The organism is uncultured Agrobacterium sp. (assembly GCA_913777615.1).
Classification (GTDB): Bacteria; Pseudomonadota; Alphaproteobacteria; order Rhizobiales; family Rhizobiaceae; genus Agrobacterium.
On the sequence record CAJYTK010000011.1, the window covers coordinates 53,660 to 77,367 of the forward strand.

24 protein-coding genes are annotated in these 23,708 nt (G+C 57.5%); 9 read left to right on the forward strand and 15 right to left on the reverse strand.

Annotated elements, in window-relative coordinates:
• Positions 1-147 precede the first annotated feature (147 nt).
• Together QZ862_RS09370 and QZ862_RS09375 are read left to right on the forward strand one after the other, a co-directional pair.
• Positions 148-996, forward strand: coding sequence for a TIGR02587 family membrane protein (locus QZ862_RS09370; RefSeq protein WP_296099284.1), 849 nt, complete (start codon positions 148-150; stop codon positions 994-996).
• 7 nt (positions 997-1,003) lie between these two features.
• Entirely contained in the window at positions 1,004-1,414 is a 411-nt protein-coding gene (locus tag QZ862_RS09375; protein WP_296017616.1) for a TIGR02588 family protein, read from the forward strand.
• A 3-nt stretch (positions 1,415-1,417) separates the two neighbouring features.
• Here the strand turns inward: QZ862_RS09375 and QZ862_RS09380 are convergent, their stop codons facing one another.
• The 6 genes from QZ862_RS09380 to QZ862_RS09405 form a co-directional block, all read right to left on the reverse strand.
• Positions 1,418-2,494 carry an ABC transporter ATP-binding protein gene (locus QZ862_RS09380; protein ID WP_296099286.1) on the reverse strand — a complete coding sequence of 359 codons (1,077 nt, stop codon included), beginning with the start codon at positions 2,492-2,494 and terminating at the stop codon, positions 1,418-1,420.
• A complete protein-coding gene (locus QZ862_RS09385; RefSeq protein WP_296099289.1) occupies positions 2,491-3,321 on the reverse strand; it encodes a carbohydrate ABC transporter permease in 831 nt (276 codons plus the stop codon). The genes QZ862_RS09380 and QZ862_RS09385 overlap by 4 nt, the downstream gene beginning before the upstream one ends.
• Complete coding sequence (locus tag QZ862_RS09390; protein WP_296099292.1) at positions 3,311-4,213, reverse strand: sugar ABC transporter permease; 903 nt, start codon at positions 4,211-4,213, stop codon at positions 3,311-3,313. Before QZ862_RS09390 ends, QZ862_RS09385 begins: the two co-directional genes overlap by 11 nt.
• 139 nt (positions 4,214-4,352) lie before the next feature.
• A complete protein-coding gene (locus tag QZ862_RS09395; RefSeq protein ID WP_296099294.1) occupies positions 4,353-5,561 on the reverse strand; it encodes a sugar ABC transporter substrate-binding protein in 1,209 nt (402 codons plus the stop codon).
• 52 nt (positions 5,562-5,613) lie between these two features.
• Entirely contained in the window at positions 5,614-6,546 is a 933-nt protein-coding gene (locus QZ862_RS09400; protein ID WP_296099298.1) for a sugar phosphate isomerase/epimerase, read from the reverse strand.
• A gap of 8 nt (positions 6,547-6,554) precedes the next feature.
• Positions 6,555-7,589 carry a Gfo/Idh/MocA family oxidoreductase gene (locus tag QZ862_RS09405; RefSeq protein WP_296099301.1) on the reverse strand — a complete coding sequence of 345 codons (1,035 nt, stop codon included), beginning with the start codon at positions 7,587-7,589 and terminating at the stop codon, positions 6,555-6,557.
• 136 nt (positions 7,590-7,725) lie between these two features.
• Here QZ862_RS09405 and QZ862_RS09410 point away from each other — a divergent pair, with 136 nt between their 5' ends.
• Positions 7,726-8,766, forward strand: coding sequence for a LacI family DNA-binding transcriptional regulator (locus tag QZ862_RS09410; RefSeq protein WP_296014224.1), 1,041 nt, complete (start codon positions 7,726-7,728; stop codon positions 8,764-8,766).
• A 39-nt stretch (positions 8,767-8,805) separates the two neighbouring features.
• On the opposite strand, the gene QZ862_RS09415 is transcribed toward QZ862_RS09410, so the two are convergent.
• The 5 genes from QZ862_RS09415 to QZ862_RS09435 form a co-directional block, all read right to left on the reverse strand.
• Complete coding sequence (locus tag QZ862_RS09415) at positions 8,806-10,809, reverse strand: aldo/keto reductase (RefSeq protein WP_296099304.1); 2,004 nt, start codon at positions 10,807-10,809, stop codon at positions 8,806-8,808.
• A gap of 35 nt (positions 10,810-10,844) precedes the next feature.
• Positions 10,845-11,927: a sn-glycerol-3-phosphate ABC transporter ATP-binding protein UgpC gene (ugpC, locus tag QZ862_RS09420; protein ID WP_296099307.1), complete on the reverse strand. Its 1,083-nt coding sequence runs from the start codon at positions 11,925-11,927 to the stop codon at positions 10,845-10,847.
• A 15-nt stretch (positions 11,928-11,942) separates the two neighbouring features.
• Positions 11,943-12,779 carry a carbohydrate ABC transporter permease gene (locus QZ862_RS09425; protein ID WP_296014220.1) on the reverse strand — a complete coding sequence of 279 codons (837 nt, stop codon included), beginning with the start codon at positions 12,777-12,779 and terminating at the stop codon, positions 11,943-11,945.
• Positions 12,776-13,636 (reverse strand): sugar ABC transporter permease, encoded by an 861-nt coding sequence (locus tag QZ862_RS09430; protein ID WP_296014219.1) that lies wholly within the window; start codon positions 13,634-13,636, stop codon positions 12,776-12,778. Before QZ862_RS09430 ends, QZ862_RS09425 begins: the two co-directional genes overlap by 4 nt.
• 91 nt (positions 13,637-13,727) lie before the next feature.
• Positions 13,728-14,999, reverse strand: a complete 1,272-nt coding sequence (locus QZ862_RS09435; RefSeq protein ID WP_296099311.1) for a sugar ABC transporter substrate-binding protein — start codon at positions 14,997-14,999, stop codon at positions 13,728-13,730.
• Between the two features lie 86 nt (positions 15,000-15,085).
• On the opposite strand from QZ862_RS09435, the gene QZ862_RS09440 reads away from it, so the two are divergent.
• The 4 genes from QZ862_RS09440 to recX all read left to right on the forward strand — a co-directional run bounded on the left by QZ862_RS09440 (position 15,086) and on the right by recX (position 18,400).
• Complete coding sequence (locus QZ862_RS09440) at positions 15,086-15,979, forward strand: helix-turn-helix domain-containing protein (protein ID WP_296039141.1); 894 nt, start codon at positions 15,086-15,088, stop codon at positions 15,977-15,979.
• A gap of 89 nt (positions 15,980-16,068) precedes the next feature.
• A complete protein-coding gene (locus QZ862_RS09445; RefSeq protein WP_296099314.1) occupies positions 16,069-16,419 on the forward strand; it encodes a helix-turn-helix transcriptional regulator in 351 nt (116 codons plus the stop codon).
• 186 nt (positions 16,420-16,605) lie between these two features.
• Entirely contained in the window at positions 16,606-17,853 is a 1,248-nt protein-coding gene (locus tag QZ862_RS09450; RefSeq protein ID WP_296080014.1) for an adenylate/guanylate cyclase domain-containing protein, read from the forward strand.
• Position 17,854: 1 nt separating this feature from the next.
• Positions 17,855-18,400 carry a recombination regulator RecX gene (recX, locus tag QZ862_RS09455; RefSeq protein ID WP_296099320.1) on the forward strand — a complete coding sequence of 182 codons (546 nt, stop codon included), beginning with the start codon at positions 17,855-17,857 and terminating at the stop codon, positions 18,398-18,400.
• A gap of 10 nt (positions 18,401-18,410) precedes the next feature.
• Here the strand turns inward: recX and QZ862_RS09460 are convergent, their stop codons facing one another.
• From QZ862_RS09460 to QZ862_RS09475, 4 genes are all read right to left on the reverse strand, one after another.
• Positions 18,411-18,797, reverse strand: coding sequence for a cytochrome c family protein (locus tag QZ862_RS09460; protein ID WP_296099323.1), 387 nt, complete (start codon positions 18,795-18,797; stop codon positions 18,411-18,413).
• Between the two features lie 101 nt (positions 18,798-18,898).
• Entirely contained in the window at positions 18,899-19,429 is a 531-nt protein-coding gene (locus tag QZ862_RS09465; protein ID WP_296014207.1) for a DUF992 domain-containing protein, read from the reverse strand.
• 205 nt (positions 19,430-19,634) lie between these two features.
• Positions 19,635-20,456 (reverse strand): endonuclease/exonuclease/phosphatase family protein, encoded by an 822-nt coding sequence (locus QZ862_RS09470; protein WP_296014206.1) that lies wholly within the window; start codon positions 20,454-20,456, stop codon positions 19,635-19,637.
• A gap of 48 nt (positions 20,457-20,504) precedes the next feature.
• On the reverse strand, positions 20,505-21,965 hold the full coding sequence (locus QZ862_RS09475) for a phospholipase D-like domain-containing protein (RefSeq protein WP_296099326.1): 1,461 nt from the start codon (positions 21,963-21,965) through the stop codon (positions 20,505-20,507).
• Between the two features lie 125 nt (positions 21,966-22,090).
• Between QZ862_RS09475 and QZ862_RS09480 the strand changes: the two genes are divergently transcribed.
• Together QZ862_RS09480 and QZ862_RS09485 are read left to right on the forward strand one after the other, a co-directional pair.
• Complete coding sequence (locus QZ862_RS09480; protein WP_296099876.1) at positions 22,091-23,395, forward strand: L,D-transpeptidase family protein; 1,305 nt, start codon at positions 22,091-22,093, stop codon at positions 23,393-23,395.
• Positions 23,392-23,625 carry a sulfurtransferase TusA family protein gene (locus tag QZ862_RS09485; protein ID WP_296099329.1) on the forward strand — a complete coding sequence of 78 codons (234 nt, stop codon included), beginning with the start codon at positions 23,392-23,394 and terminating at the stop codon, positions 23,623-23,625. The genes QZ862_RS09480 and QZ862_RS09485 overlap by 4 nt, the downstream gene beginning before the upstream one ends.
• Positions 23,626-23,708: the final 83 nt, after the last annotated feature.

Consider the following 23,708-nt stretch of genomic DNA (forward strand, 5'->3'; position numbering starts at 1 on the left):
CCCATCCGCACCTGCGAAAATTAACTTCGATACCCCCTTGACCGTCTGACGGACTGAGTCGCTCGATCCCTGCCAAACTGGCCGCTTCACGACCTGCGGGAACCGGCCATAATCCAGAAGGTTATAAGCTCATCCGGGGGGAACACGATGACTGAGAACGCAACCAAACACTCATCTAGGGAAAGGGAGTTTCTGATCGGACTTGCGCGCGGCGTCGGTGGTGCGCTTCTCTTTGCACTTCCCATGTTCATGACGATGGAGATGTGGTTTCTCGGCTTCTACATGCCGCGGGAAAAGCTGCTGCTCCTATGCCTCCTGAACATCCCGCTTCTCGTGGTATTGGCAAAGCGTGTCGGCTTTGAGAAAACCTCTTCCTGGTTTGAGGCAATCCGCGATGCTGTCACAGCCTACGGGCTTGCGATCATCGTCAGCGCTGCCATTCTGGCGCTTTTCGGGATCATCAACGACCAGGTGACGACCAGCACGACGGTCGCAAAGATCGGACTCCAAGCCGTGCCTGCCAGCATCGGTGCGCTTCTCGGCCGCAGCCAACTCGGCATGCATTCCGAAGACGATGATGAGAGCGACGACGCAGAAACAGAGACGAGCTATTTTGTCGAGCTTTTCATGATGCTGGTAGGCGCTCTTTTCCTTGCGCTGAATGTCGCCCCGACTGAGGAAATGATCCTGATCGCCTACAAGATCACACCCTATCAGACGCTGATCACCGTTCTGCTGTCCCTCGTATTGATGCATGGTTTTGTCTACGCCCTGCATTTCAAGGGCGGACACGGCCAGCCGGAAGACAGCGCCTGGTGGAACACCTTCATCCGCTTTACGATGCCAGGCTATGTTATAGCCCTTGGCATCAGCCTCTTTTGTCTGTGGAGCTTTGAACGGCTTTCGGGAACATCCTTGTCGCAGATCGTTGCAGCCGTCGTGATTTTAAGTTTCCCGGCTGCAATCGGCGCGGCTTCCGCCCGCCTCGTGCTATGAGAACGCCATGACCAAATCCTCCGCAGACGGCCATATCGAAACGTCTTCACCTCACTGGATCGAGTGGGTAACCGGCATCGTGTCGTCGTTGCTCGTGATAGCGATGCTGGGCTGGATTTCATGGGACATCTATCGCTATGACGATTCTAAAGCGGATTTCGAACTTGCCGTCGTCTCGATAGAGCCTGTCAGCAGCGGCTTCAGGGTAAACTTCGACATCCACAATGTCAGCCAGTCCACGGCCGCCACAGTTCATGTGGTCGGTGCGCTGCGCAGCGCAGACGGAGCGACGGATACGGCGGATGTGACCTTCGACTATGTCGCTGCCGAATCCCATGATAACGGCACGCTGTTCCTCAAGAACGATCCGCGATCGGGCACGCTGGATTTGCGTGTTGCGGGCTTCACCGATCCTTGACGATCAAAGGCGCTGTTCGGTCTCATGGTCGAAGAGATGCAGAGATGCCGGATCGATGTTGAAGCTCACTAGGTCGCCGGCTTTCACATTGCTCCTTCCCTGAAGCGCCACCGTCATTTCCGGCTGCGTCGCCGTGGTGACGGAGGTCGCTGACCCTGTTGTTTCCACGATCCCGACCGGCAGCGTGATCATCGAGGATCCGGGCGGTGCGAGCGTGATGTGCTCGGGCCGGACGCCGACCGTGACCCGCATACCCGGTACAATAGCTAAGGGCGACATGATCGTTTGAGACTTCGACTTTCCACCGAAATTCAAAACGAGCGTTCGTCCGTCTTCCGCCGCGACAGCCGACACGAAATTCATAGCGGGGGAGCCAATGAAGCCAGCGACAAAGCGGTTCACCGGCCGGTCATAGAGCTCAAGCGGCGCTCCCTGCTGTTCGATAGCGCCGGCTCGCATGACGACGACATGGTCGGCCATGGTCATGGCTTCAATCTGGTCATGCGTCACGTAAACGGACGTTGCATCCAGACTGTTGTGCAGTTTGCGGATTTCAGCGCGCATGTGGACGCGGAGCGCTGCATCGAGGTTGGAAAGCGGCTCGTCGAAAAGAAAGGCCTTGGGATTGCGGATGATGGCGCGGCCCATTGCCACGCGCTGGCGCTGACCACCGGAAAGCTCGCGTGGATAACGTTGGAGGAGATTAGTCAGGCCGGTGATCTCGGCGATCTCCTCCGCCTTGCGCCGCGCGTCGGCCTTGGCCACACCCTTGAGGCGAAGCGAATAGGTAAGGTTCTTCTCCACTGTCATATGGGGATAGAGCGCATAGGACTGGAATACCATGGCGATATCGCGCATGCGTGGCGGCTGGCGGGTGATATCCTCGCCTTTGATCCGGATCGTGCCGCTTGAGATCGTTTCCAGACCAGCGAGTGTCCGTAGCAAGGTCGACTTGCCGCAGCCGGATGGCCCCACAAGCGCCACGAATTGACCCTTGGGGATGGCGATATCGATGCCACGCAGCGCGTGATAGGCGCCGTAGTGTTTCTGGATGCCGGACAGTTCGATCTGCAATGTCATTTGAGCGCTCCGGATGTCAGCCCGCTGACGATGCGGCGCTGAAGCAGGACGAAGATGATGAGAATGGGCGTTACATAGATCGCCGCGAAGGTCATGATGCCGGTCCAGTCGGAGGCGTTCGGCCCGACGAAGAACTGCAAGCCGACCGTCGCTGGCTGGAAGGCGCGATCGGTAATAAGCGAGCGCGAATAGACATATTCGCCGAGCGACTGAAGGAAGATAAGAATTGCGGAAACGAGAATGCCGTTTCGCGCAAGCGGCACCGAGATGCGCAAGAACGCGCCGATGCGACTGTTCCCATCCACCATGCCCGCCTCTTCGAGTTCACGCGGCACCTGGGTGAAGGCGGCACGCACCAGGACGATATAGAGCGGCAGCTTGTTGGCAGCGGTCGCCAGGATCACGCCCGTGCGCGGCCATGACAGCAGGCCAAGCTGGCTGAAGGCGACGAAGATGGGCGTCACCATCAGGGACGGCGGCAGAACTTGCAGCATCAAAACAAGGAAGAGCGCCATATCCATCCAGATAGAGCGGACACGCGCAAGGGCATAGGCGCAACCCGTACCGAAGAGCACGACAAGCGACACCGTGCCAAAGGCGATGATCAGCGAGTTCTGGATGAAGGTATCCATGCCCATGTCGTTCCAGACACGGGTTATCTTCAACTCTGGATGATGCGGCCAGAGTGTCGGCGGATTGGCGAAGGTTTCGGTATTGGTCTTCAGCGCCGTCACATACATCCAGTAGAGCGGGAAGAGGTAGATAGCGACGACGACGAGGGCGATGGCCAGCAGAAGCCAGCGTTTCCAGAGGTTACTAGACAACATGTTCGTGCCTCGTCGAGCGGACATAAGCGGTGGCAACGACGATGACCAGAAGGGTCATCACGACGGAAACGACCGACCCATGGCCAATGCGATACTCGCGGAAGGCAAGCTCCCACGACCAATATTGCAACACGTTGGAGGCATTGGATGGCCCGCCTTGGGTAAGCGCTGCGAAGAGGTCGAACTGCTGCAGGGTGAAGATGATACCGAGCGAAATGACGGCACCAAGCTGCGCCCGCATCATCGGCAGCGTGATGGTGAAGAAGCGCTGCAGTCGCGTCGCGCCATCGAGTTCCGCCGCCTCGTAGACATCGTCGGGGATCGAAGCGAGGCCGACCGACAGCAGGATCATGTTGAAGGGGACGCCGAGCCAGATATTGGCGATGATGACGGAATAGATCGAGATCGACGGATCAGAGAGCCAGAAGATCTTCTGCTGGGTGATACCGAGCGATTGCAAAAGCCAGTTCACCACGCCGAAGTCACCGGCCAGAATCCAGCCCCAGATCGCACCGACCACCAGTCCCGGCATGATCCAGCCCGCGAGGAAAAGACCACGCAGCCACGAGGCACCGGGAAAATCAAGCCGGAAGAACAAGGCGAGCGCCAGCCCAATGCCCAGCTGGAAAATGACCGAAAGAAAGACGAACAGAAAGGTGTTTCGAACAATCGGCATGAATAGCGGATCGTCTATGATCTCGCGGTAATTATCGAGACCGACAAACGGACGATCGAAGGTGGCGATGGTGAAGAGATCGACGCTCTGGAACGAGATGACAAAATTATAGATCAACGGAAAGGCTGAAAATGCGACAAGATAGGCGAGCGCGAACAGCACGAGCACACTGTCAAATCCGCCACCATCCCGAAAAACTCGATTGAAACGAAGCATTTCACCTCCCGATATCTCACATGAGCATCCCCGGGTGCTATGACCTACCCTAGGGATTGAAGCGCTCAAGCAGTTTGCAAACCGGCTGCGGACGAGACTTCTTCGCCCGCAGCACTTTGAGACAGACAGATGCTGCGGATTATTTGCCCAGGATCTTGTCGATCGATTTCTGTGCCGTCGCCAGGGCATCTTCCGCCTTGGCCTGACCAGTCAGCGTCGTCTGAATGGCAACCTGAATCGCCTTTGAAATCTTCGACCAGTCGGGGCTTGGCCCGCGGTTGCGCGCAAACTTCATCGACTCTTCGAACACCTTGTAGGCCTGCGGGTATTTCGGGTCTTCGGTCTTGACCGGATAGGCCGGAACGTAACCGAACTCGTTCCAGACACGCGGCATCTGCTCATACATATATTCGATGAACTTGAAGGCTTCCTCCGGATGCTTGGAGTTGGCAACGATGACGTTGTCGCCCTCTCCAAGCGCGGAGGCATGCGGCGCGCCTTCCTTTGGAACAGGCAAGATCGCGACGCGATAGTCGAATTTCGCGTCCTGACTAATGCGCGGCAGCTCCCATGGGCCGGAAATGCTCATCGCAGCGTTGCCGGCATTGAAGGTGCCAGTGGAATCCCATTGACCACGGATCAGCGTGTCCTTGGACGCGAGCCCCTCGTCGATGAACTTCTTCCACAGTGTCAGCGCTTCGACACCGCCCGGGACATTGACCTTGTTGTAATCACCGCCCGCCATCTGCAGCCATGGCAGGAACTGGAACGTGCCTTCTTCGGTCGCTGCGGCGGAGAAGGCCAGGCCATAAACGCCCTTATCCGGTTGCGTCAGCTTCTTGGCGGCATCGTAAAGCTCGTTCCATGTCTGCGGTGGTTTGTCCGGATCGAGGCCTGCGGCCTTGTACATGTCGGCATTATAGTAAAGCGCGATGGTGTTTGCGCCGCGTGGGATACCGTAGACGCCGTCCTTATAGGTAACGGAAGCGAGTGGGCCAGGCAGGATCTGGTCGAGCTTGATGACCGAGCTTTTTTCGATCATCGGCTTCATGTCGAGCAGCAGCTTGCGCGATGCAAAGAGCGCTACATCCGGATTGTCGATATAGGTAACGTCTGGCGCTTCACCCGTCGCCATGGCTTTCGCAAGTTCGTTGACCATATCCGGGAACTGAACCGAGCGGACGTTGACCTTGATGTCCGGGTTCTTGGCCGAGAATTCCTCCGCCATCTTGTAGTGGTACTCTCCCGGCCGATCGACGGTCCAGAGATTGATCTGAACCGGCTCCGCCCATGCGGGCGTCGACAATGCGGCAAGTGCAACTGCACCCATAAGCTTTGCAATAGTCATGATACTCCTCCTTTGATCATGATTGCGATGCCGGCCTCCACCGGCCTTATCCTTACAGAAGCGACGGGTCGCCGCCTCCATATTCTGCGGCGAGATCGACGAAGGTCCCTCCCCGGCTATGCTTCAGATAGTTGAGCGCATGGACCTGACCGGTCATTTCCAACTGATCGCGATAGACTGGATCATGCCAGCCTTCGATGTCGATCGAGCCTGACCAGCCGGCCAGCCGAAGCTCGGAAATGATATTGGTCCAGTTGCTGTCGCCGAAGCCTGGCGTGCGCATGAAAACGAATGGGTGCTTGCCGAAGATGCCGTGTTCCTTGATCACATCCCAACGGATGGTCGCGTCCTTGCCATGGACGTGGAAAATCTTGTGCGCCCATTTGCGGATTTGCGGCAGCGGGTCGATCAGATAGACCATCTGGTGACAGGGCTCCCACTCAAGACCGATATTGTCGTCTGGCGTCTCGTTGAACATCATCTCCCAGGCGTCCGGGTTGTGCGCTATGTTCCAGTCGCCCGTCTGCCAGTTGCCGTCCATGGCGCAGTTCTCAAACGCAATCTTCACACCCTTGTCGGCAGCGCGTTTCGCCAGCTCGCTCCAGATTTGCTTGTAGCGTGGCAAGCTCTCCGGCAAAGGCTTGCCCCGGACGCGGCCAGTAAAGCCTGCCACGCAGGTGGCGCCAAAATGATGGGCGTTGTCGATGCAGTCCTTCCAGCCTTGAAGGGTCTGGAGGTCCATCTCCGTCTCTTCCAGCGGATTGCCGAACATGCCGAGCGTCGAAATGGTGATATCGCGATCGCCGATGGCCTCGACGCAACGCTTGCCAAGCTCCGCAAGATCCTGGCCATTGGTCGTCTGCCAGAAGAACGGTTCGAAACTCTCGAAACCAAGGTCGCCGATTTCAGAGATGCGCTCGGCGGCGTCTCCCTTTGTCGCACTGACCATGGTGCCGATACGGACGGATTTTGCTGGATCGCTCATATTAGACCTCAGATTTCGATAGGAACACGCCGGCCAGTGCGGGCGCTTTCAATCGCGCCCATGACCATGGCCAAGCTTTTAATATTGTCGGACGAAACTGTTTCGGGAACTGTGCCGTTTTCGATCGCCCTAAGGAACGACAGGAGCACGCTAGCATGCCCTTGCGTCTGCTCCTCGTCCACAGTTTCAGAAACGTTTACGGAAGACGCTCCACGCAGAAGACCGTTGTCTGTCCCCGCCAAGGACGCGGAGAAATTGCCTTCCCCATCCCACAGGATCATACCCTCAGATCCGACCAACCGCCATGTGCTTTCCCAACTCGTACGCTCGCCTTCGGCACACCAAGAGCCGCGATAGGTAAACACCACATCATTGGACAGTTCGAAGATCGCGTTGGCCGATGCGCCGTGGGCATACCAGGAGCCGGCAGGATTTTTCTCGACGCAGTAGACCGCAAGAGGATCCTGATCGACCACGAAACGCGCTGCATCGAAGGTGTGGATTGCCATGTCCAGCAACAGCACATTCTGCATGTCTTCGCGGAAGCCGCCGAAGTGCGGCGCAAGAAAGAAGTCGCAGTGAATGGCGGTCAGCGTGCCGATGACCCCATCCTGAACGGCGCGACGCAAGCGACGTATGCCTCTGATAAAGCGTCTGTTTTGAACGATCGCGTGGATTTTTCCGGCATGCGCTGCCAAGTCGATCAGCGTCTTCGCCTCTTTGAGAGAAGGCGCCATCGGCTTTTCGCTCAACACGTGGCACCCCGCCGCCAATGCGGTGGCGACCACGCTGAAACGCGCATCAGGAATGACAACGTCGAAAACCACGTCTGCACTGGTTTTGGTAAGGACGTCCTCGAGGTCGTTGCCGATGACGACGTCGCGGAGCGAGAACTCGTCGGCTAGAGTTCGTGCCGCGGTTTCGTTCAAATCGACAAGACCGCATATGCGGATTGAGGCCTGCAAATCTGGATGTGATTCGATCGCGCGCAGCCAGCCTTTGGCCATAGCTCCGCACCCGCACAAAACGGCGTTCAATGTCACATGATCCTCCCCGCTGCGCGCAAACTCCTCTTTGCGCAACCAGCTTTCGTAAACGTTTACGAGACTATGCTTAAGATGCTAGATGTGTCAAGACGATAGTGAAAGGCTTCTCAATTCCGGAGCCGGGAGGACATGCATGAAGGGCATACGCCAGCTCGCAGACTATCTGGATATCTCCATCGGCACCGTATCCCGCGCCTTGAACGGCAAGCCGGACGTGAATGACGACACCCGCCGCAAGGTTCTGGAGGCAGCCGAAAAGCTCGGTTATGTCGCGAACCAGTCTGGACGGAGTCTGAGACAGGGAACGACCAACGTCATTGGCCTGATGACAGGCAGCGATGCGCAGACTGTCGAGAATGCAGACAACTTCTTCCTCGGCCTGACGGATGGGCTGCAAAGCGTGTTTTCCGCCCACAATCTCGATCTCATTGTGCTGCCTTGTCCGGCCGAAGAAGATCCGGATGAATATTTAAAGCGGATGGTAGCGCGGCGCATGGTCGATGCGATGGTCATCTCCTCCACCAGCAGGATCGACAAGCGTGTCGATTTCCTCAAGCAGACACGGCTTCCCTTTGTCACTCTTGGGCGAACGGGTTCCAGCACCGATCACGCCTGGATCGATCTCGATTTCGAAGGCGTGGCGAGAACCGCCGTGCTTCGTCTTGCCGCTGCAGGTCATCGTTCAATAGCCGTTGCTGCACCAGATACCGATATCAACCTCGGCTACGTTTTTCTGGAGGGGTATCGCAAGGGTCTGCAGGAAGCTTCGCTCCCCTATGACGACCAACTCATCATCCGCGCCAAGTCCAGCGAACAGGGTGGCTATCACGCGGCAAGCGAATGGCTGCAAATGCGCCCACGCCCAACGGCGCTTATTCTGATCTACGAATTGATGGCAATCGGTCTCTACCGGCGCTTGGCCGAGGTTAACCTGCGCGCCGGACAAGATCTCGCTGTGATCGGGTTTCGCGAAGGACCGAGCGGCCAGTTTCTCGAGCCGAGGCTCACAAGTTTTCGCATGTCGCTGCGTGATCTCGGCGTCTCTGTCGGCAAGACCCTGCTGTCGACCATGCCGGCTTATAGCAGCTTTTACCCCGATCAGCCAAAAAACATCATCTGGCCGATGCAGCTCATTCCGGGCGATAGCGATATCTCCGCCTCGCAATCCAAATGATATCCGGCCACCATTAGGAGGCCGGATATCCTCATTCACTCAAGCCTCAAGCCAACGGACCTGCTCAGGCGTCAGCTTGATGTCGAGCGCCGACAGGCTGTCTTCCAACTCGGCGATGGTCCGTGGACCGATCAGCGGGATGACCGGGAATGGCTGGGCGATCACATAGGCAAGTGCGATGTGGATCGGATGACGGCCAAGCTCCTTTGCGAGCTCGATGGCACGGTCACGGCGCTCGAAATTGCGCTCGGAGTACCAGACGCGCACGATCTCTTCGTCGTCGCGCTTGTCCCGGCCTGCTCTGTCCGTGAAGAAGCCTCGGCCTTGGCTTGACCAGGCAAAGTTCGGGATCTGGCGTTCTTTCGCCCACTCTTTCCAGGGCTCGTCAGACGCCGCCACGCATCCGGCCCAGATCGGGTCCAGCATCTCGGCCAGCGAGAAGTTGTTGGACAGCGCGCCGGGTGCTGTCTTGCCGGTCTTCTCAGCATAGGCAATCGCCTCATCCATGCGCTGGCGCGTCCAGTTCGAACCACCGAAAATGCCTCTGATGCGCCCGCGCTTCACCTCGGCATCCATGGCATCGACGAATTCACCCACAGGGACATCGGTATTGTCGCGATGCATGAAATAGATGTCGACATAATCCGTCTTCAGCCGGTTCAACGATTGGTCGAGCTGCTTGGCGATAACGTCAGGATAGCAAAGCGGCGAATGCGCTCCCTTGCCGATCAGCACGATCTCTTCACGCGGAACGTTGCGGCTGGTGTGCCAGTCGCCGAAGATCGCTTCGGTCTTGCCGCCGCCATAGACGAAGGCTGTATCGAACAGATTGCCGCCTGCCTCGTAGAAGCTGTCGAGCGTCAGCGAGGCGGAGGCGAAGTTGGGAAAGAACTCGAAACCGAGCGCCACGACGGAGGCAGGCTTTGCAACGCCCGGAATCTGCCGCTTGGGCACGGAATTGCCGGGAGCGACCTTGCCGCCAGCGATGTTCAGAACTCGCTTGGCTGCGGTCTCCACACCATATTCCAGGCCGACCGATGCGCGCCACTGGTCCATGACCCTGAGGTTCCCGAGCGTATCGGCCCAGCTCATCCCAGGATAAGCAAATTCCGGTGATGTGTTGCGGATGGCCTCACCCGCCGCATCGACTTCGAACGAGTAAAGATAGCGATCTTCCGCCACATTGATGGTCTGGCGTTCCTTGCCCTTAATCACATCGATCTTGCCGACCCCGCCCTTATGGCCGGAGGCGAACCAGAAGTCTGGCACTTCGATGCGCCCTTCAGAGCCGATGATGCGCAGCACGTTATCCTGGTTTGCCATGATCGAGCAGGAGACTTCGGCTATGATATCATTCGGAAATTTCAGGACGGCGGACGCCCATTCATCGACGCCCGACTGACCGAGATGGGCGACGCCGGACACCTTGGTAGGCTCGATAAAAGGCTGACCGGAAGCGGCACCGGCAATTAGCCGTGCCATGGAAACCGGATAGCCTCCGACATCGAGAATGCCGCCACCGGCACTCTCATTGGCAAAAAGCCGATGATCAGCGCGGAAGCTGCCCATGCTGAAGCCGAAACTGGAACGGATAATCCGCACCTCGCCAATCGCGCCGCTCTTGACCAAATCGACAATCTTGGCGGTCTGCGGATGCAGCCGGTACATATAGGCTTCGCCAACGAAGACCCCTGCCTTCTTGGCCTCATGAAAAATGGCATCGGCATCATAGGCCGAAAGCGCAATCGGCTTTTCCACCAGCACATGCTTGCCCGCGCGGATCGCCTTGATGGCCCATTCCGCATGGCCGGTGTGCGGGGTTGAAATGTAGACCGCGTCGATCTCGGCATCCGATAACAGCGCGTCGTAGCCACTGACGATGCGAGCGCCGGGGAAGCCATCGCTCAGGCCCGGGCGATCGGGGTTTCGCGTGGCGATCGCGACTAGCTTGCCGGTGGTGGAGTGTGCAACGCCTTCGGCAAAGGTCTTTGCGATGGTGCCAGGTCCGATGATACCCCAGCGTATGGGTTGAAGGTCGGGCATTGTAGTCCTCATCTGCTTTTGATGGAAAAATGGGGTCAGCGTAGGCGCTTGCCACCGCTGTCGAAAAGGAAAGCCTTGTTGGCAGGAACGGAGACGGTAAGCCGATCGAGTTTACCGACATGCCGGGACTCGGGTCGCTCGACGACCAGCGGTAGCTGCTCCGCCAGATGGGCGTAGACATAGCTGGTGTTACCCAGATGTTCCGCGACATCTACCGCGACCGTCAAATCAGCAGCCTTGCCGGCATCCTCGAAATGCTCCGGACGAATGCCGAGAATTATAGGCGATCCGGTTCCGGGCCGTGCTGCAATCGGCAAGGTCAGTGAGAATGACGGCGCGTGGTCGAGGGTGATGGTTACGCCCTCGGCGGCCTCACCAGTGACGATGCCCGGCAGAAAATTCATCTTTGGCGATCCGACGAAGCCTGCAACAAATCGGTTTTCAGGATCATCATAGAGATCGAGCGGCGCACCGGCCTGCTCGATCTTGCCACCGCGCAGCACCACAATCTTGTCGGCAAGCGTCATAGCTTCTGTCTGATCGTGGGTCACGTAGATCATCGTGGTCCCGAGTTGCTTATGCAGCTTGGAGATTTCCACGCGCATCTGCACACGCAGCTCCGCATCGAGATTTGAGAGCGGTTCGTCGAACAGAAACACCTGCGGTTCGCGCACGATGGCCCGACCGATGGCAACACGCTGCCGCTGGCCGCCGGAAAGCTGCTTTGGCCTGCGCTGCATCAACTCGTTGATCTGAAGAATTTCGGCGGCACGCCGCACACGGGCTTCTGTATCCGTCTTCGGATTGCCGTTCATGCGAAGGCCGAAGGAGAGGTTTTCTTCGACCGTCATATGCGGATAGAGCGCGTAGGATTGGAAGACCATCGCTATGCCACGGTCGGCAGGTTCGGCATCGTTGACGACATCACCACCAATGCTGATCTCCCCGTCGGAAATATCCTCAAGACCGGCGATCATGCGCAGAAGAGTTGATTTACCGCAGCCGGAGGGGCCGACGAAAACGACGAACTCGCCGTCCTTGATCTCGAGGTTCGCACCATGGATGACCTCCAGCGAACCATAACGTTTGACGACGTTTTTAAGTGAAAGTCCCGCCATGCGGCTCCTCCCGGATTACTTGACGGCACCGGCAGAGATGCCGGCGATGAAGTGGCGCTGCAACACCACGAAGATGACGAGAATGGGTGCGGTGAGCAGAACAGCACCTGCCATGATACCACCCCAAGAAACCTTGGTGAGCCCGATCAACGTGCCGAGGGCGACAGGTGCGGTCATCATGCCAGGCCGCGAATTGATCAGCAGTGGCCAGAGGTAGTTGTTCCAGGATGCCAGGAACAGGATGATCGAAAGGGCGGCCATCGTCGGGCGCGCAAGCGGCAGCGCGATGCGCAGGAAGATTTGCCACTCCTTTACCCCTTCCACACGCGCTGCATCGAAAAGCTCACCCGGCATCATGGTGAAAGACTGGCGCATGAAGAGCACGCCGAGCGAGTTGAACAGCGGCGGCACGATCAACGCTACCCATGTATTCGCAAGCTTGAACTCGCGCGCCACCATAATGAACTGCGGAATGACCACGACCGCATAGGGCAAGGTGATCGTGCCGATAATGATGGCGACAACCACCGAACGTCCGGCGAAGCGATAGCGCGCCAAGGCCCATCCGGCCATCGAGGTCAGCATGACGGAAAGAACCGTGTAGACCACCGCTACCGTGATCGAGATGAACATGGCCCGTAGAAAATCGGTATCGGCCTGAAGGTTCTGGAAATTCTCGATGAAATGCGTCGACGGGATCAACTCGATATTTGGGCTGAAGATGCCGTAATCCGGCATGGTGGAGAAGACGAACATCATCCACAGCGGGAAGAGCCAGATCAGCGCAAGCGGCGTCAGCGTCGCGTGCAGTGCTATTTTCTGCCAGAGAAGCGATCTCGATTTCGACCTCATTTCTGCTCCCTCCCGACCCAGAGATTGAAGAGCGATATGACGATGGCAAGCGCTGCGATCGTATAGGCAATCGCCGAGGCATAGCCGAAATTGAGCGAGGTGAAGCCCTGGCGGTAGAGGAAGATGCCAAGCGTCTCTGTTCCGCCACCCGGCCCACCGCGATTGGTGATAAGGAAAGGCTCGGTGAAGAGCTGCATCGTCCCGATGACCGACAACACCATGCAGAAGATGATAATGGGTTTGAGAAGCGGCAGCGTGATGTGAAAGAATTGTTGGCGCTTGCTGACCCTGTCTAGCCGCGCCGCCTCATAGACGTCGCCTGGAATGGATTGCAGCCCAGCAAGAATGATGATCGCGTTATAGCCCGCCCACCGCCACGTCACGGCGATAATGATCAGCGCCATGGCGGCTGTGGCATTGTCGAACCACGATATGGGTGGGAGGCCGACATTCACCAGCATCTTGTTGATGATGCCGAAATCGGCACTGAACATCAGACGGAAGACGGCAGCATAGGCAACCTCACCCACGACAACCGGGGCGAAGAAGGCAAAGCGGTAAAGCGGTCTTGCCTTCAGCATGGGAGAATTGAGCAGCACGGCCATGATGGTGGCCAGCGCGATCATGATCGGCACCTGAATGACGAGGATGATCAGCGTGTTGTAAAGTGCGTTGTAGAATGCCGGGTCGCCGATCAGACGGCCCCAGTTCATCGTCGGCGCAAAGCGCCACGGATTGACGCGTGTGTTCTGAAACGAGAGCAGAAACGAATTGATGATTGGCCAGAGCCAGAACGTCGTGAAGATCAAAAGATAGGGCGCGAGAAACGCGTAGGCGACCCTGGTTCTGATGGGCATCTTCACCTCCCGAATGATGATTGTGCATGAAGGCTGAGCCTATCCGGGCGCCCCATGCAAGGGGCGCCCGGCTCTGGTTCAGCTTGGGAGATCACTGTGCAGCCGGAAGACCCGTTGCGGATTCGATCTGCTTGGCGGCATCGTCGAGTGCCGTCTTGGCGTCCGGGTAACCGCCCGCCAGATATTTGGTCTGGACCGCACGGTAGATGCCTTCCGCATCCGACTGATAGGCCGTGCCTCTGCTCGGCTTGATCTTCGGCAGGGTCGCCAGAATATCCGTCCATACGGCCTGCCCGCCCCAATAGGGTTGCGGCTCCTTGACGAACGGATCGTTGACGGCAGACAGGAGCGACGGAACGAGGCCGAAGGATTTCAGCATCGTCACCTGGCCTTCATTCGTTGTCAGCGCATAGTCGACGAATTTCCACGCCGCTTCCTTGTTCTTGGAGACGGAGCTGATGGCAAGCGACGAGCCACCGAGGTTGGCCGCCCGAGGACCATCTGCCGTTAGGCTCGGCATAGGATAGACGCCCCACTTGCCGGAAAGGTCTGGAGAGCCGGAGCGGATCGAGCCTTCGTACCAGCCTCCATACATCTGGCTCGCGACCTTGCCTGCCGTGTTGGCCTGGATCTTTTCATCCCAGATCGCGGCTGTGATGATGCCCGCATCCTTCATCTGCTTCAGCTTTTCCAGCGTCGCAACGCAGGCTGGCTGATTGATGGTGATGGATTGCCCATCTGTCGAAAAGTAACCGCAGCCCTGCTCGTTGGAGATCATGCGGAACCATTCGCTATCACCATTGAAGTCGGCCTGCGTCATGACCACGCCGGGATTGGCCTCCATGACCTTCTTGCCGGCGGCAATGAAATCGTCCCAGGTCTTGATGGTCGCCGGATCGACACCGGCCTTTTCATAGAAGTCACGGCGGTAGAAAACGGCAACAGGACCGGAGTCCCACGGAACGGCATAGGCGACGCCATCGACTTCCAGTTCCGTGCGTTTAAATTCAGGGAAAAGCGCCTGCTTTTCAGGCGTGTAACCGAGCGCGGTGACATCGGTAAAGCAATCCGGAAAGCGGCTCCAGAAAACTTCGGCCTCAAAGTTTTCAACGGTTACGATATCCGGCAGGCCCTCCCCGCCAGCGGCACAGGCGGCGAGCGCCTTATCATAAACCTGATTGTTACCAAGATCCTGGACATCCACCTTGATGTCTGGATTGGCCTTGTTGAAGCCTTCCAAGGTAGATTTCAGCGCCGATGCGGCAACATTCCAGCTCCAGATCGTGATGGTGGTTTGTGCGGATGCGGGTGCTGCCGCAAGCAGGGCAAGCGATACCGCCACGCCCGTCAATTTTAAGCACATTGAAAACCTCCCTTTTTCAATTGCCGTTCTTAAGCGAACATGCGCAGATTAGCGGGGTGGCGAAATCTGTCTCGTAAAAAGGGAACGTGAATTTGTCGAAAAGTAAGATCGATGAAAAAGCCGTCTATCAGCCGGGTGCGAGCAGCATCGAAGGGTGGCCAACGACGCTGCAGTTTTTCTACGACCATCCGCCCGTCATGCTGATGCCCCACTGGCACGCGCAGGTCGAGGTCAATTATGTCATGTCGGGAAGCGTTCACTATCGCATGGGCGACCATACGTTCCGGATGGGCGCCGGGCAAATGTGCCTGTTCTGGGGCGGGCAACCGCATCAGATGGACGAATCCTCAGATGATTCCTTTTACGCTGGCGCACATCTGCCACTTTTTCACTTCTTCCGAATGCGCTTGCCACCGGCTGTATCGGCCATGCTGATGGGTGGCGCGACTATGCTGACCGACGTCACAGGAAAGGCGGATGACGAGAACTTCGCCCGATGGCGGGAATATGCTAAATCCGGCGATACGGCAAAGGCGCAACATGCGGTCGAGGAGTTGATCCTGCGAGTCGAGCGCATGTTCATGGAGCCCTACGACGTGATCTCTTCGGCGGCCTCAGCCGCCAATACCACGAGCCAGGAAAACGCTGCATCTGTTGCCGTTGCACGCATGTGCGATTTTATCGCCGCCAACTTCCTCGACGATATCGATGCGACGGATATTGCCCGAGTGGCCAACCTGCACCCGAAATATGCCATGAACCTGTTCCGCAAATCGACGGGCATGACGCTGATGAAGTATCTGACGCTTCTGCGCCTGTCACGGGCGCAGGCCATGCTGGTGAATGGCAAGGAGAGCATACTGAGCATCGCGATGGAAAGCGGCTTTGGATCGGTCAGCGCATTCAACAAGGCGTTTCGCCAGATTGCCGGTATTCCGCCATCAGGCTTCCGGCGCGGCAGCAATGGCTATTTTCAGTAGCCGCAGGGTTATTGCTGTCTGAAGCCTGCGACGGACCGTGAGATGGCAAAACCGTTAATCGCAATTTAACTATTGCATGTGCGTCAAAGATGGCTATTTTCCCTGCTGCGCTGCAACATCATCTCTCCTTTGCAGCGCAGTCGCATGCAATCAACGCGACGGCACTCGCCGCCGACACGTCCGTGTCCATTCTTTCAGGGAGATTTTCAATGACGATTTCCGTCTCAACATCTTTTACAGCACACGAAGCCAATGCGCCTTTTGCAGGTAAAATCGCTTCAGCCCGTAATGCGGCAGGCTATACGGTCGATCAACTGGCCTTGACCTGTGGACTGACAACTCAGGAAATTCTTGCGCTTGAAACGGGCGCAGACAGCGACCCATCGCGCCTCAAGCGCGTTGCCAACGCGCTCCAGATTCCTCTGGCTGCCGTTCTTTAAAGACCTGAACACACGCCGATCGACGAAGGGCGCTTGCGGCTGATGCCAAATGCAAGCGCCTTTTTCACATACAATATTTCTTATCCTCTTCGCTCTTCCATTTTCCGCTATGATGCACCAAATGCCCTGCATGGAGTGGGAGCGCTGCCGCCTCTTCAAGCATGTTAAGGCGAAGGAGGCGAGCATATGGCTCTTGTTGACAGCGTAGAGATTTCACACCCAGTCGAAAACAAAGCGCTCTGGCCACACCAGAGAAGCAATGTGCTCGACTGGCTCGTCACACAGACCAGCGGCAATCGCTATATCGACAATATATTCGTCGAAATGTGCGTGCGCCTGAGAGATCAGGGCGTCTCTATTGCACGCGCATCGATGAACTTCCTTGTCCAGCATCCACAATGGCGCGGCGCTCGTATCCTTTGGCGCAACGGCCAGCCGGAAGCGGCATTCGACACCTACGCCTATGGCAGCGAAACGGCGGCGGAATATCTGAACAGCCCCTTGTACGATATCCATAACGGGGCGGAGGAAGTCCGTCAGGCGCTCCATGGACCAGGCGTCATCGAGCGGGACTACCAGATTTATCGCGATCTACGCCAAGAAGGCCTGACAGACTATGTGGCCTGGCCGCTCCAACACACATTCGGCAAGCGCCATGTGGTGACATTTGCCAGCGACCGGCCGAACGGATTTCTGGCGTCCGAAATCGAAACGCTGAAAAGTCTGGTGCCGGCGATCGCGCTGGTTTCGGAAATTCGTCTGAAAAATCGTATGGCTCGCACATTGCTTGAAACCTATGTCGGGCCCCATGCCAGTCAGGAAATTCTGGACGGCGCAACCCGCAGAGGAAGCGGCAACACGGTGAGCGCTGTCATCATGATCTGCGATTTGCGGGACTTTACCCGGATCTCCGACTTGTGGCCGCGTGATGACGTGATCGAATTGCTGAACGGCTATTTCGATGCGATGGCGGAGCCGATCGAGAAAAACGGCGGTGAAATCCTCAAATTCATGGGCGATGGCCTGCTGGCAATATTCCCGTTGAACAATGCCGATGCCGCAACCAATCTGATTGCAGCTATTGGCGAGGCGCAGGAAGGGCTTAAAAAGCTGAATGAAAACAATATCAAAAGAGGCCATGAGCCCTTCGGCTACGGGATTGGCGTTCACGTCGGCGATGTCATGTACGGCAATATCGGCTCCCGGACCCGTCTCGATTTCACGGTGATTGGCCCGGCAGTCAATATCGCTTCACGGCTGGAAACCCTGACGAAGACCGTCGGCAGGCGCGTTCTCCTGTCCGAGGACTTCGTCAGCATGCTGGAGGACAAGAGCACGTTCGAGAGCCTCGGCCCGCGCCTGCTGCGAGGCCTTGAACATCCGATCGGTGTCTACGCCCTGCGAAACTCCACGATCGACCCACCCACGGCATGACATGAGCGACGACGAGACTGAAAGCGCCCCGACGAGCCGGATGCTGTCCTGGGCCAGAAATTCCACAATCTATCGTCTCGAAAAGCGGATGATGACGGAGCGCCAGCTGTTCGACGCCATTTCACGTAAGGCAAAAGAGAAGTTCCAGGATATCTCCACATCACAGGTGCAGGCGCTTGCCGAGTCAGCCGTCCGCTTTGCCTATGAGATCAAGGCGCTCGACGACAACGCCTTTGCCGAAATCACCACGCGCTCTGGCGTCAGGAGCGGCAGATCCAGGCGCGCCATTGCGCAGAAACTGACCCAGAAAGGCGTGAGTAGAGATATTGCCGAGCACGCACTTGCAGACAGCGACGATCTCTACGCAGCTGTCGTTCTGGCGCGCAAGCGACGCTTCGGTCCGTTTCGCCGGGACGATGAGGTTGATGAAAAACGCATGAGCAAGGAAATCTCGGCCTTTGCCCGCAACGGCTACAGTTTCGACATCGCTAATCGGGTGTATGCCATGTCCATCGAGGACGCAGAGGAGATCCTCGATTCGCGATGATCAAAAGGCGTCACGGGGCAGGCTTTGTCTTCAGATAGGCAATGATATTGTCGATTTCGGTGGCGCTCCACAGACCGAAGAAGCGCATAAAAGTGCCAGGTACCTTCTTCTTTGGGCTGGAGAGAAACTCTCTTAATGCCGCTTCATCCCAGACAAGACCGCTGGCTCCAGCGTCCTTCATCGCTTGCGAGTAATTGGGATAATCCGCCACGGAGCCGGCACGACGACCGACGACACCCATCAGATGCGGACCAAGGCGTGTTCGGGGGTTGTCGATGTTGTGGCAACTGGCGCATTTACCAAAAGCACGTTCACCTTCCACCGGATCACCTTCGGCGCTGACGCTCGCGACAGATAACGTCAGCAGAAACGCTGCGGCAGATAGGGTCGCCTTCATTTCACTCCTCGTTCGCTCTCACAGAAATGCCCTCCCCGCCATTATAGCGAGAAGGGCAGTCTCTTTCATGCGGCATTTTGACGTGGCCGCAGAAATGACGATCAACCGTTGGCCGGTGTCAGGGTGACCGAAGTGCCCGTTGCGGCGAGGTTCAGACCAACCTGGCCGGTGACGCTGACGGTCTGAAGCTGGATGGAGCCAGCCGTGCCACCGACCAGAACGTTTGCACCGACGCCAACACCAAGCGTCGCTTCAGCCGTAGCGCCCTGATAGAGGCCGGAGAGCGAACCGCGATGGTAGCCGGCGGTCGGAGCGAACACGGCCCATACGAGCTTGCCTTGCGTGGTGAAGCCCAGGTCAACACCCATCTTACGGATGACGCCAGTGTAGACGTCCGTGCGACGCGCGCCAACCGTGGACTTGAACGTGCATTCCAGTTCCTTGGCAGAACCGATGACATAGCCGACACCGCCGCCAACGTCGCAGGTCAGGTAACCAATCTTGACGCCGTTGCGATCATCGCTGTCCTGATAGGTCTCGCGATAAGGCGCCAGATCTGCGGCGACCGCGCTCAAAGGACCGCTCAGTCCAAGCGTGACAGCGGCAAACGTTACGGCAAAAGTCTTTTTCATCTGTTTTCTCCTGTTTAATTATGACCCGCGGCAGCCCGGATGTCTTTGTTGGACATTCAATTGCGCACCACCAAGATTGGTTCCAACGAAATGGTTCGAACCGTTCGAGGCAAACGGGGATTCTTTGCAATCGTCCCTATTGCGGTATCTGAGTAGGCATCTATTTGGGCGGGATCAGGGCATTTTAAAACAGCATGATGCAGGTCTACTTCGCCACAGGACCATCCAGGAGTGCGGTATTGATCGTCGCCTTCAAAGGCAAATGATCGGAGGCCACACGCGCTAGAGCGCTATCGTGCGCTTCGACCTTCTCGATCATGCCGTCACGATTGGCAATGATCCGATCCAGCGCAAGCACTGGCAGCCCCGAAGGAAAACTCGGCACTGCGGGCGGCAAAGTGCCGAAGGCATCACGAAAGGTATTGAGAGATGACCCGTTACCAAGCCGCCATTCATTCAGGTCGCCCATCAGCACGGTCGGCTGTGTCTCACGCGCGTTGAGCAGTTCCACCAGGGCTCGAGCCTGTTGCGCGCGAGAGTGCCGCAGCAAGCCGAAATGCGCTGCTATCACACGCAAGGTTCCAGCCGCCTTTAGATCGAGCTCCACGACTAGCGCGCCGCGAGGCTCCAGCCCTGGGAGCTTGACCGTGTGAACGTCGCGGACGGCACCTTCGCGAAACAGCACGACGTTGCCATGCCAGCCATGCGCCTTGCTGCCCCCGGAAACCGGCACCGGGGTAAGACCGCAATCACGTTCAAGCCGTCCGAGATCCAGAAGGCCCGTTCGTTCCCCGAAACGGCTGTCCGCCTCCTGCAATGCGACCACATCGGCCCGCAACTCGTGGATCACCTTGCTGATCCGGTCGGGATCGAATTTGCCATCACGACCGACGCACTTGTGAACATTGTAGGATGCAACGACGGGGGAGGTTTGCTCTGCCGCAATCTGGTCCGGACATCGCCTGTTCTTGCGGTTGCGCAGCGACGACATAAAGACTGCGGGGAGGCTATCGTTCTTCGGTCGCATCGGTTTCCTGTCTTGGATCGCGTGAAGGGTTTCAACTCGATCCCGGTGTCAAAGGTAAGGCGAAGCCAGCCACAATATCCGCTCTGTGAGACGAACAAAAAACGGTCTGGCCCTCAGTTCATCCAGCTTTACCGGTGTCGCGCCCTCCATGGCAGTCGCCATGCGCTCCGAGACCGTCGTTGCAAAGCCCTCGTCGAGAACTTCAATATCCACCTCAAAGTTCAATCTGAGCGAACGCGGATCCAGATTAGAGGAACCGACATAGGACCAGCGGTCGTCGATCACCAGCAGTTTGGAGTGGTTGAAGGGGCCCGTGGCACGCCAGATCCGGCAGTAACTCCTCAGCAACTGGTCGAACTGCGCCGTCATCGCCCTGTCGACCAGCATGAGATTATTGGTCGCCGGAACAATGATATCGACAATAACACCTCGTCTTGCCGCCGTCGTGAGGGCGGAAATCAGTTCGCGATCCGGCAGGAAATAGGGCGACATGATGCGGATAGAGGAACGGGCAATGGAAAAAGCGCCCATAAGCATCTTATGGCTGGTCTCGATGCTGTTATCGGGACCGGAAGCCACGGCGCGCATGAGGAGCGGTTGACCGGGAACGCCGTTCGGTATGGTGACGTCCCAGACAGGTCCGTCAAGACGCTCGCCACTGGCAAAGCCCCAATCCTCGGCGGCCACGGTGAAAAGGTCGGATACCACCGGCCCCTGGACCTTGAAATGGGTATCATGTGATTGCTTGTCGCCATGGAACTCGCGTGTGAAGCCTTCGCGAATATTCATGCCCCCGGTAAACGCAACCTTGCCATCGACGATCAGTATCTTGCGGTGCGTGCGCAGATTTGCATAGGGCAGCCGAAGCCCCATGATGACATTGCCGTTGAAGACAGCGGAGGGAATTTCTTCCAGCCGCAGCTTCGATAGTATGCTTGGCACAGAGTATCGCGCACCCACGGCGTCGACCAGAACACGGACTTCGACGCCCCTCTCCCTGGCCCGGGCCAGAGCTGCGACGAACCTCAGTCCTATCCGGTCGTGATCGAGAATATAGGTTTCCAGGATGATTGAACGACGGGCAAGACCGATGGCTTCGAGCATGGCCGCATAGGCCTGATCTCCATCGGACAGCGTTTCGATGGTGTTGCCGGTCGTCAGCGCCGCGCGCGTCACGCGGTCGCCAACAGTCTTCATGGCGACGAAACGGCGACCGAAACGCTCGACGACAAGACTGTTATCGGCATCGAAACGCGCCACCCGGTCCATGATCGTGCCATGCATCAACGATCGTTGTTGCCCCAGCGTGTTACGGCGGATGCGGTTGATGCCGGCGATGGCATAGAGCAAAGCGCCGATGATGGGAGAAAGCACAATAACGCCCACCCAGCCGAGGGCTGAACGGACTTCCTGCTTGGTCATGGTCGCATGCACCGCAGCCACAGTCCCCATGACAAGCGAGAGCAGTGCGAGAACGTGGGGCCAGTAAGCTTCAAACAATGCGATCATGCCATCAATATAGCGATGAAGGACCAAGCCGCAACGACCTGAATTGCGAGAGAAAACAACTGACTTGTAATCAAATCCAATTTACCTTAGGACCGTTCGACATCATGCAAATCGGTATGACGCCCATGCGTTTGAGACACATCGCTCTTCTTGCCTGCGCCGGTGTAATGCTCGCGGGCTGCAACGAAACGCTCGAAACCGTCGAGCGTGACGTGTCTCACGTCAAAAACAAGGTCGATTATCCTCTCTCCCCCACCATCCTTGCTGAGATGGACAAGAAGAACATGGATCGCAATGCGCCGATCATGATTCGCATCTTGAAGGAAGAAGGCAAGCTGGAAGTCTGGAAGGCGAGACGCGACAATCGCTTCGAGGTGATCGCTTCCTACGATATCTGCGCTTGGTCCGGCAAACTCGGACCAAAGGTCAAAGAGGGCGACCGTCAGGCACCGGAAGGATTCTACAATCTTTCGCCCGGGCACATGAACCCCTATTCAAATTATTATCTGTCGATCAATACCGGTTTTCCGAACCGCTACGATCAGGCGAATGGTCGCAATGGCACAAACCTGATGATCCATGGCGCTTGCTCGTCGTCGGGCTGCTACTCGATGACCGACGCACAGATGCTGGAGATCTACGCATTCGCACGGGACGCCTTCAAGGGCGGCCAGAAGACGATTCAGCTCCAGGCTTTGCCGTTCCGCATGACGGCGGAAAACATGGCTCGTCATCGTAAAAGCGAAAATTACGAATTCTGGAAGATGCTGAAGATCGGCTACGATCATTTCGAAGTGACCAAGCGTCCACCGGACGTCAATTTCTGCGAGAAGAAGTACGTCTTCAACCAGCAGGCGCAGGGTGGTCAATTCAACGCGGCAGCCGCCTGCCCCGCAACAAGCACGCCGCCGGCGCTCGCAAGCGCGCTCGTCAGCTACAACAAGAGCTACGACCTTGCCTATGACAAGGCCATGAAAAAATTCGATGGCATGGTGTGGTACGATCCAACCGAAGCCGAACGCAAGGTGCTGGTGGCGGACAAGCGCAAGGGGCGTGAACCGGCATACGCGCCGACGGGCTCTGCGCTGAAAGCCGGCAAGCTGATGAAGGAAACGGAATTTGCCGCACTGATGGAAAAGAAGGCGGCGAAGGGCATCTCGGCAACGGGAGCCACGGCGATCGCCGCTGCTTCGACATTTCCAGCAGGGCCAGCCGTACCGGCCTCTCAGCCGATGACATCTCAGCCGGCAACGACCGCACGGCCGTCTTCTATCATGCTGGCTGCAGCAGCGCAGGTGCCGCAACGCGCAGCACCGGCAGCGGCAACGCAGACTGTGCCCGTTCCGGCCGTCAACCCGCTGGCCTTCAGCGCACAGGAGCCGGAAGAACCGACAAAGAAGCCTTTTTGGAAGTTCTGGGCCAAGGAGTGATTTTGGCCGCAAGGACCGTCTTTGATCTTAGAGGGCTCAAGTGCCCTCTGCCTGTCCTGCGCTGCCGCAAAAGGCTGGCCGCAATGGCCTCCGGAGACGAAGTGTTTGTAGAAACGACCGACCCTCTGGCGGTTATCGACATCCCTCATATGTGCCGGGAAGACGGTCATGCTCTTCTCGAAACCGTCGTTACGACAGACGGCCATCGCTTCCACATTCGCCGCGCTTGAAGAGATCGCCTGCCTAAGGTCTCACGGGCCTGCAGCTGGGCCCTTCGTATCGAGATAGAGGTATCCTGGAACCAACGTTCTCG

Bases quoted from the DNA above. Each gene is read 5' to 3' on its own strand.
- ugpC (WP_296099307.1), bottom strand. From the start codon at position 11,927: ATGGCGGGACTTTCACTTAAAAACGTCGTCAAACGTTATGGTTCGCTG.
- QZ862_RS09445 (WP_296099314.1), top strand. From the start codon at position 16,069: ATGGCTATTTTCCCTGCTGCGCTGCAACATCATCTCTCCTTTGCAGCG.
- QZ862_RS09480 (WP_296099876.1), top strand. From the start codon at position 22,091: ATGCGTTTGAGACACATCGCTCTTCTTGCCTGCGCCGGTGTAATGCTC.
- QZ862_RS09380 (WP_296099286.1), bottom strand. From the start codon at position 2,494: ATGACATTGCAGATCGAACTGTCCGGCATCCAGAAACACTACGGCGCC.
- QZ862_RS09375 (WP_296017616.1), top strand. From the start codon at position 1,004: ATGACCAAATCCTCCGCAGACGGCCATATCGAAACGTCTTCACCTCAC.
- QZ862_RS09370 (WP_296099284.1), top strand. From the start codon at position 148: ATGACTGAGAACGCAACCAAACACTCATCTAGGGAAAGGGAGTTTCTG.
- QZ862_RS09430 (WP_296014219.1), bottom strand. From the start codon at position 13,636: ATGCCCATCAGAACCAGGGTCGCCTACGCGTTTCTCGCGCCCTATCTT.
- QZ862_RS09450 (WP_296080014.1), top strand. From the start codon at position 16,606: ATGGCTCTTGTTGACAGCGTAGAGATTTCACACCCAGTCGAAAACAAA.
- QZ862_RS09385 (WP_296099289.1), bottom strand. From the start codon at position 3,321: ATGTTGTCTAGTAACCTCTGGAAACGCTGGCTTCTGCTGGCCATCGCC.
- QZ862_RS09400 (WP_296099298.1), bottom strand. From the start codon at position 6,546: ATGAGCGATCCAGCAAAATCCGTCCGTATCGGCACCATGGTCAGTGCG.
- QZ862_RS09395 (WP_296099294.1), bottom strand. From the start codon at position 5,561: ATGACTATTGCAAAGCTTATGGGTGCAGTTGCACTTGCCGCATTGTCG.
- QZ862_RS09390 (WP_296099292.1), bottom strand. From the start codon at position 4,213: ATGCTTCGTTTCAATCGAGTTTTTCGGGATGGTGGCGGATTTGACAGT.
- recX (WP_296099320.1), top strand. From the start codon at position 17,855: ATGAGCGACGACGAGACTGAAAGCGCCCCGACGAGCCGGATGCTGTCC.
- QZ862_RS09435 (WP_296099311.1), bottom strand. From the start codon at position 14,999: ATGTGCTTAAAATTGACGGGCGTGGCGGTATCGCTTGCCCTGCTTGCG.
- QZ862_RS09415 (WP_296099304.1), bottom strand. From the start codon at position 10,809: ATGCCCGACCTTCAACCCATACGCTGGGGTATCATCGGACCTGGCACC.
- QZ862_RS09465 (WP_296014207.1), bottom strand. From the start codon at position 19,429: ATGAAAAAGACTTTTGCCGTAACGTTTGCCGCTGTCACGCTTGGACTG.
- QZ862_RS09475 (WP_296099326.1), bottom strand. From the start codon at position 21,965: ATGATCGCATTGTTTGAAGCTTACTGGCCCCACGTTCTCGCACTGCTC.
- QZ862_RS09410 (WP_296014224.1), top strand. From the start codon at position 7,726: ATGAAGGGCATACGCCAGCTCGCAGACTATCTGGATATCTCCATCGGC.
- QZ862_RS09470 (WP_296014206.1), bottom strand. From the start codon at position 20,456: ATGCGACCGAAGAACGATAGCCTCCCCGCAGTCTTTATGTCGTCGCTG.
- QZ862_RS09425 (WP_296014220.1), bottom strand. From the start codon at position 12,779: ATGAGGTCGAAATCGAGATCGCTTCTCTGGCAGAAAATAGCACTGCAC.
- QZ862_RS09460 (WP_296099323.1), bottom strand. From the start codon at position 18,797: ATGAAGGCGACCCTATCTGCCGCAGCGTTTCTGCTGACGTTATCTGTC.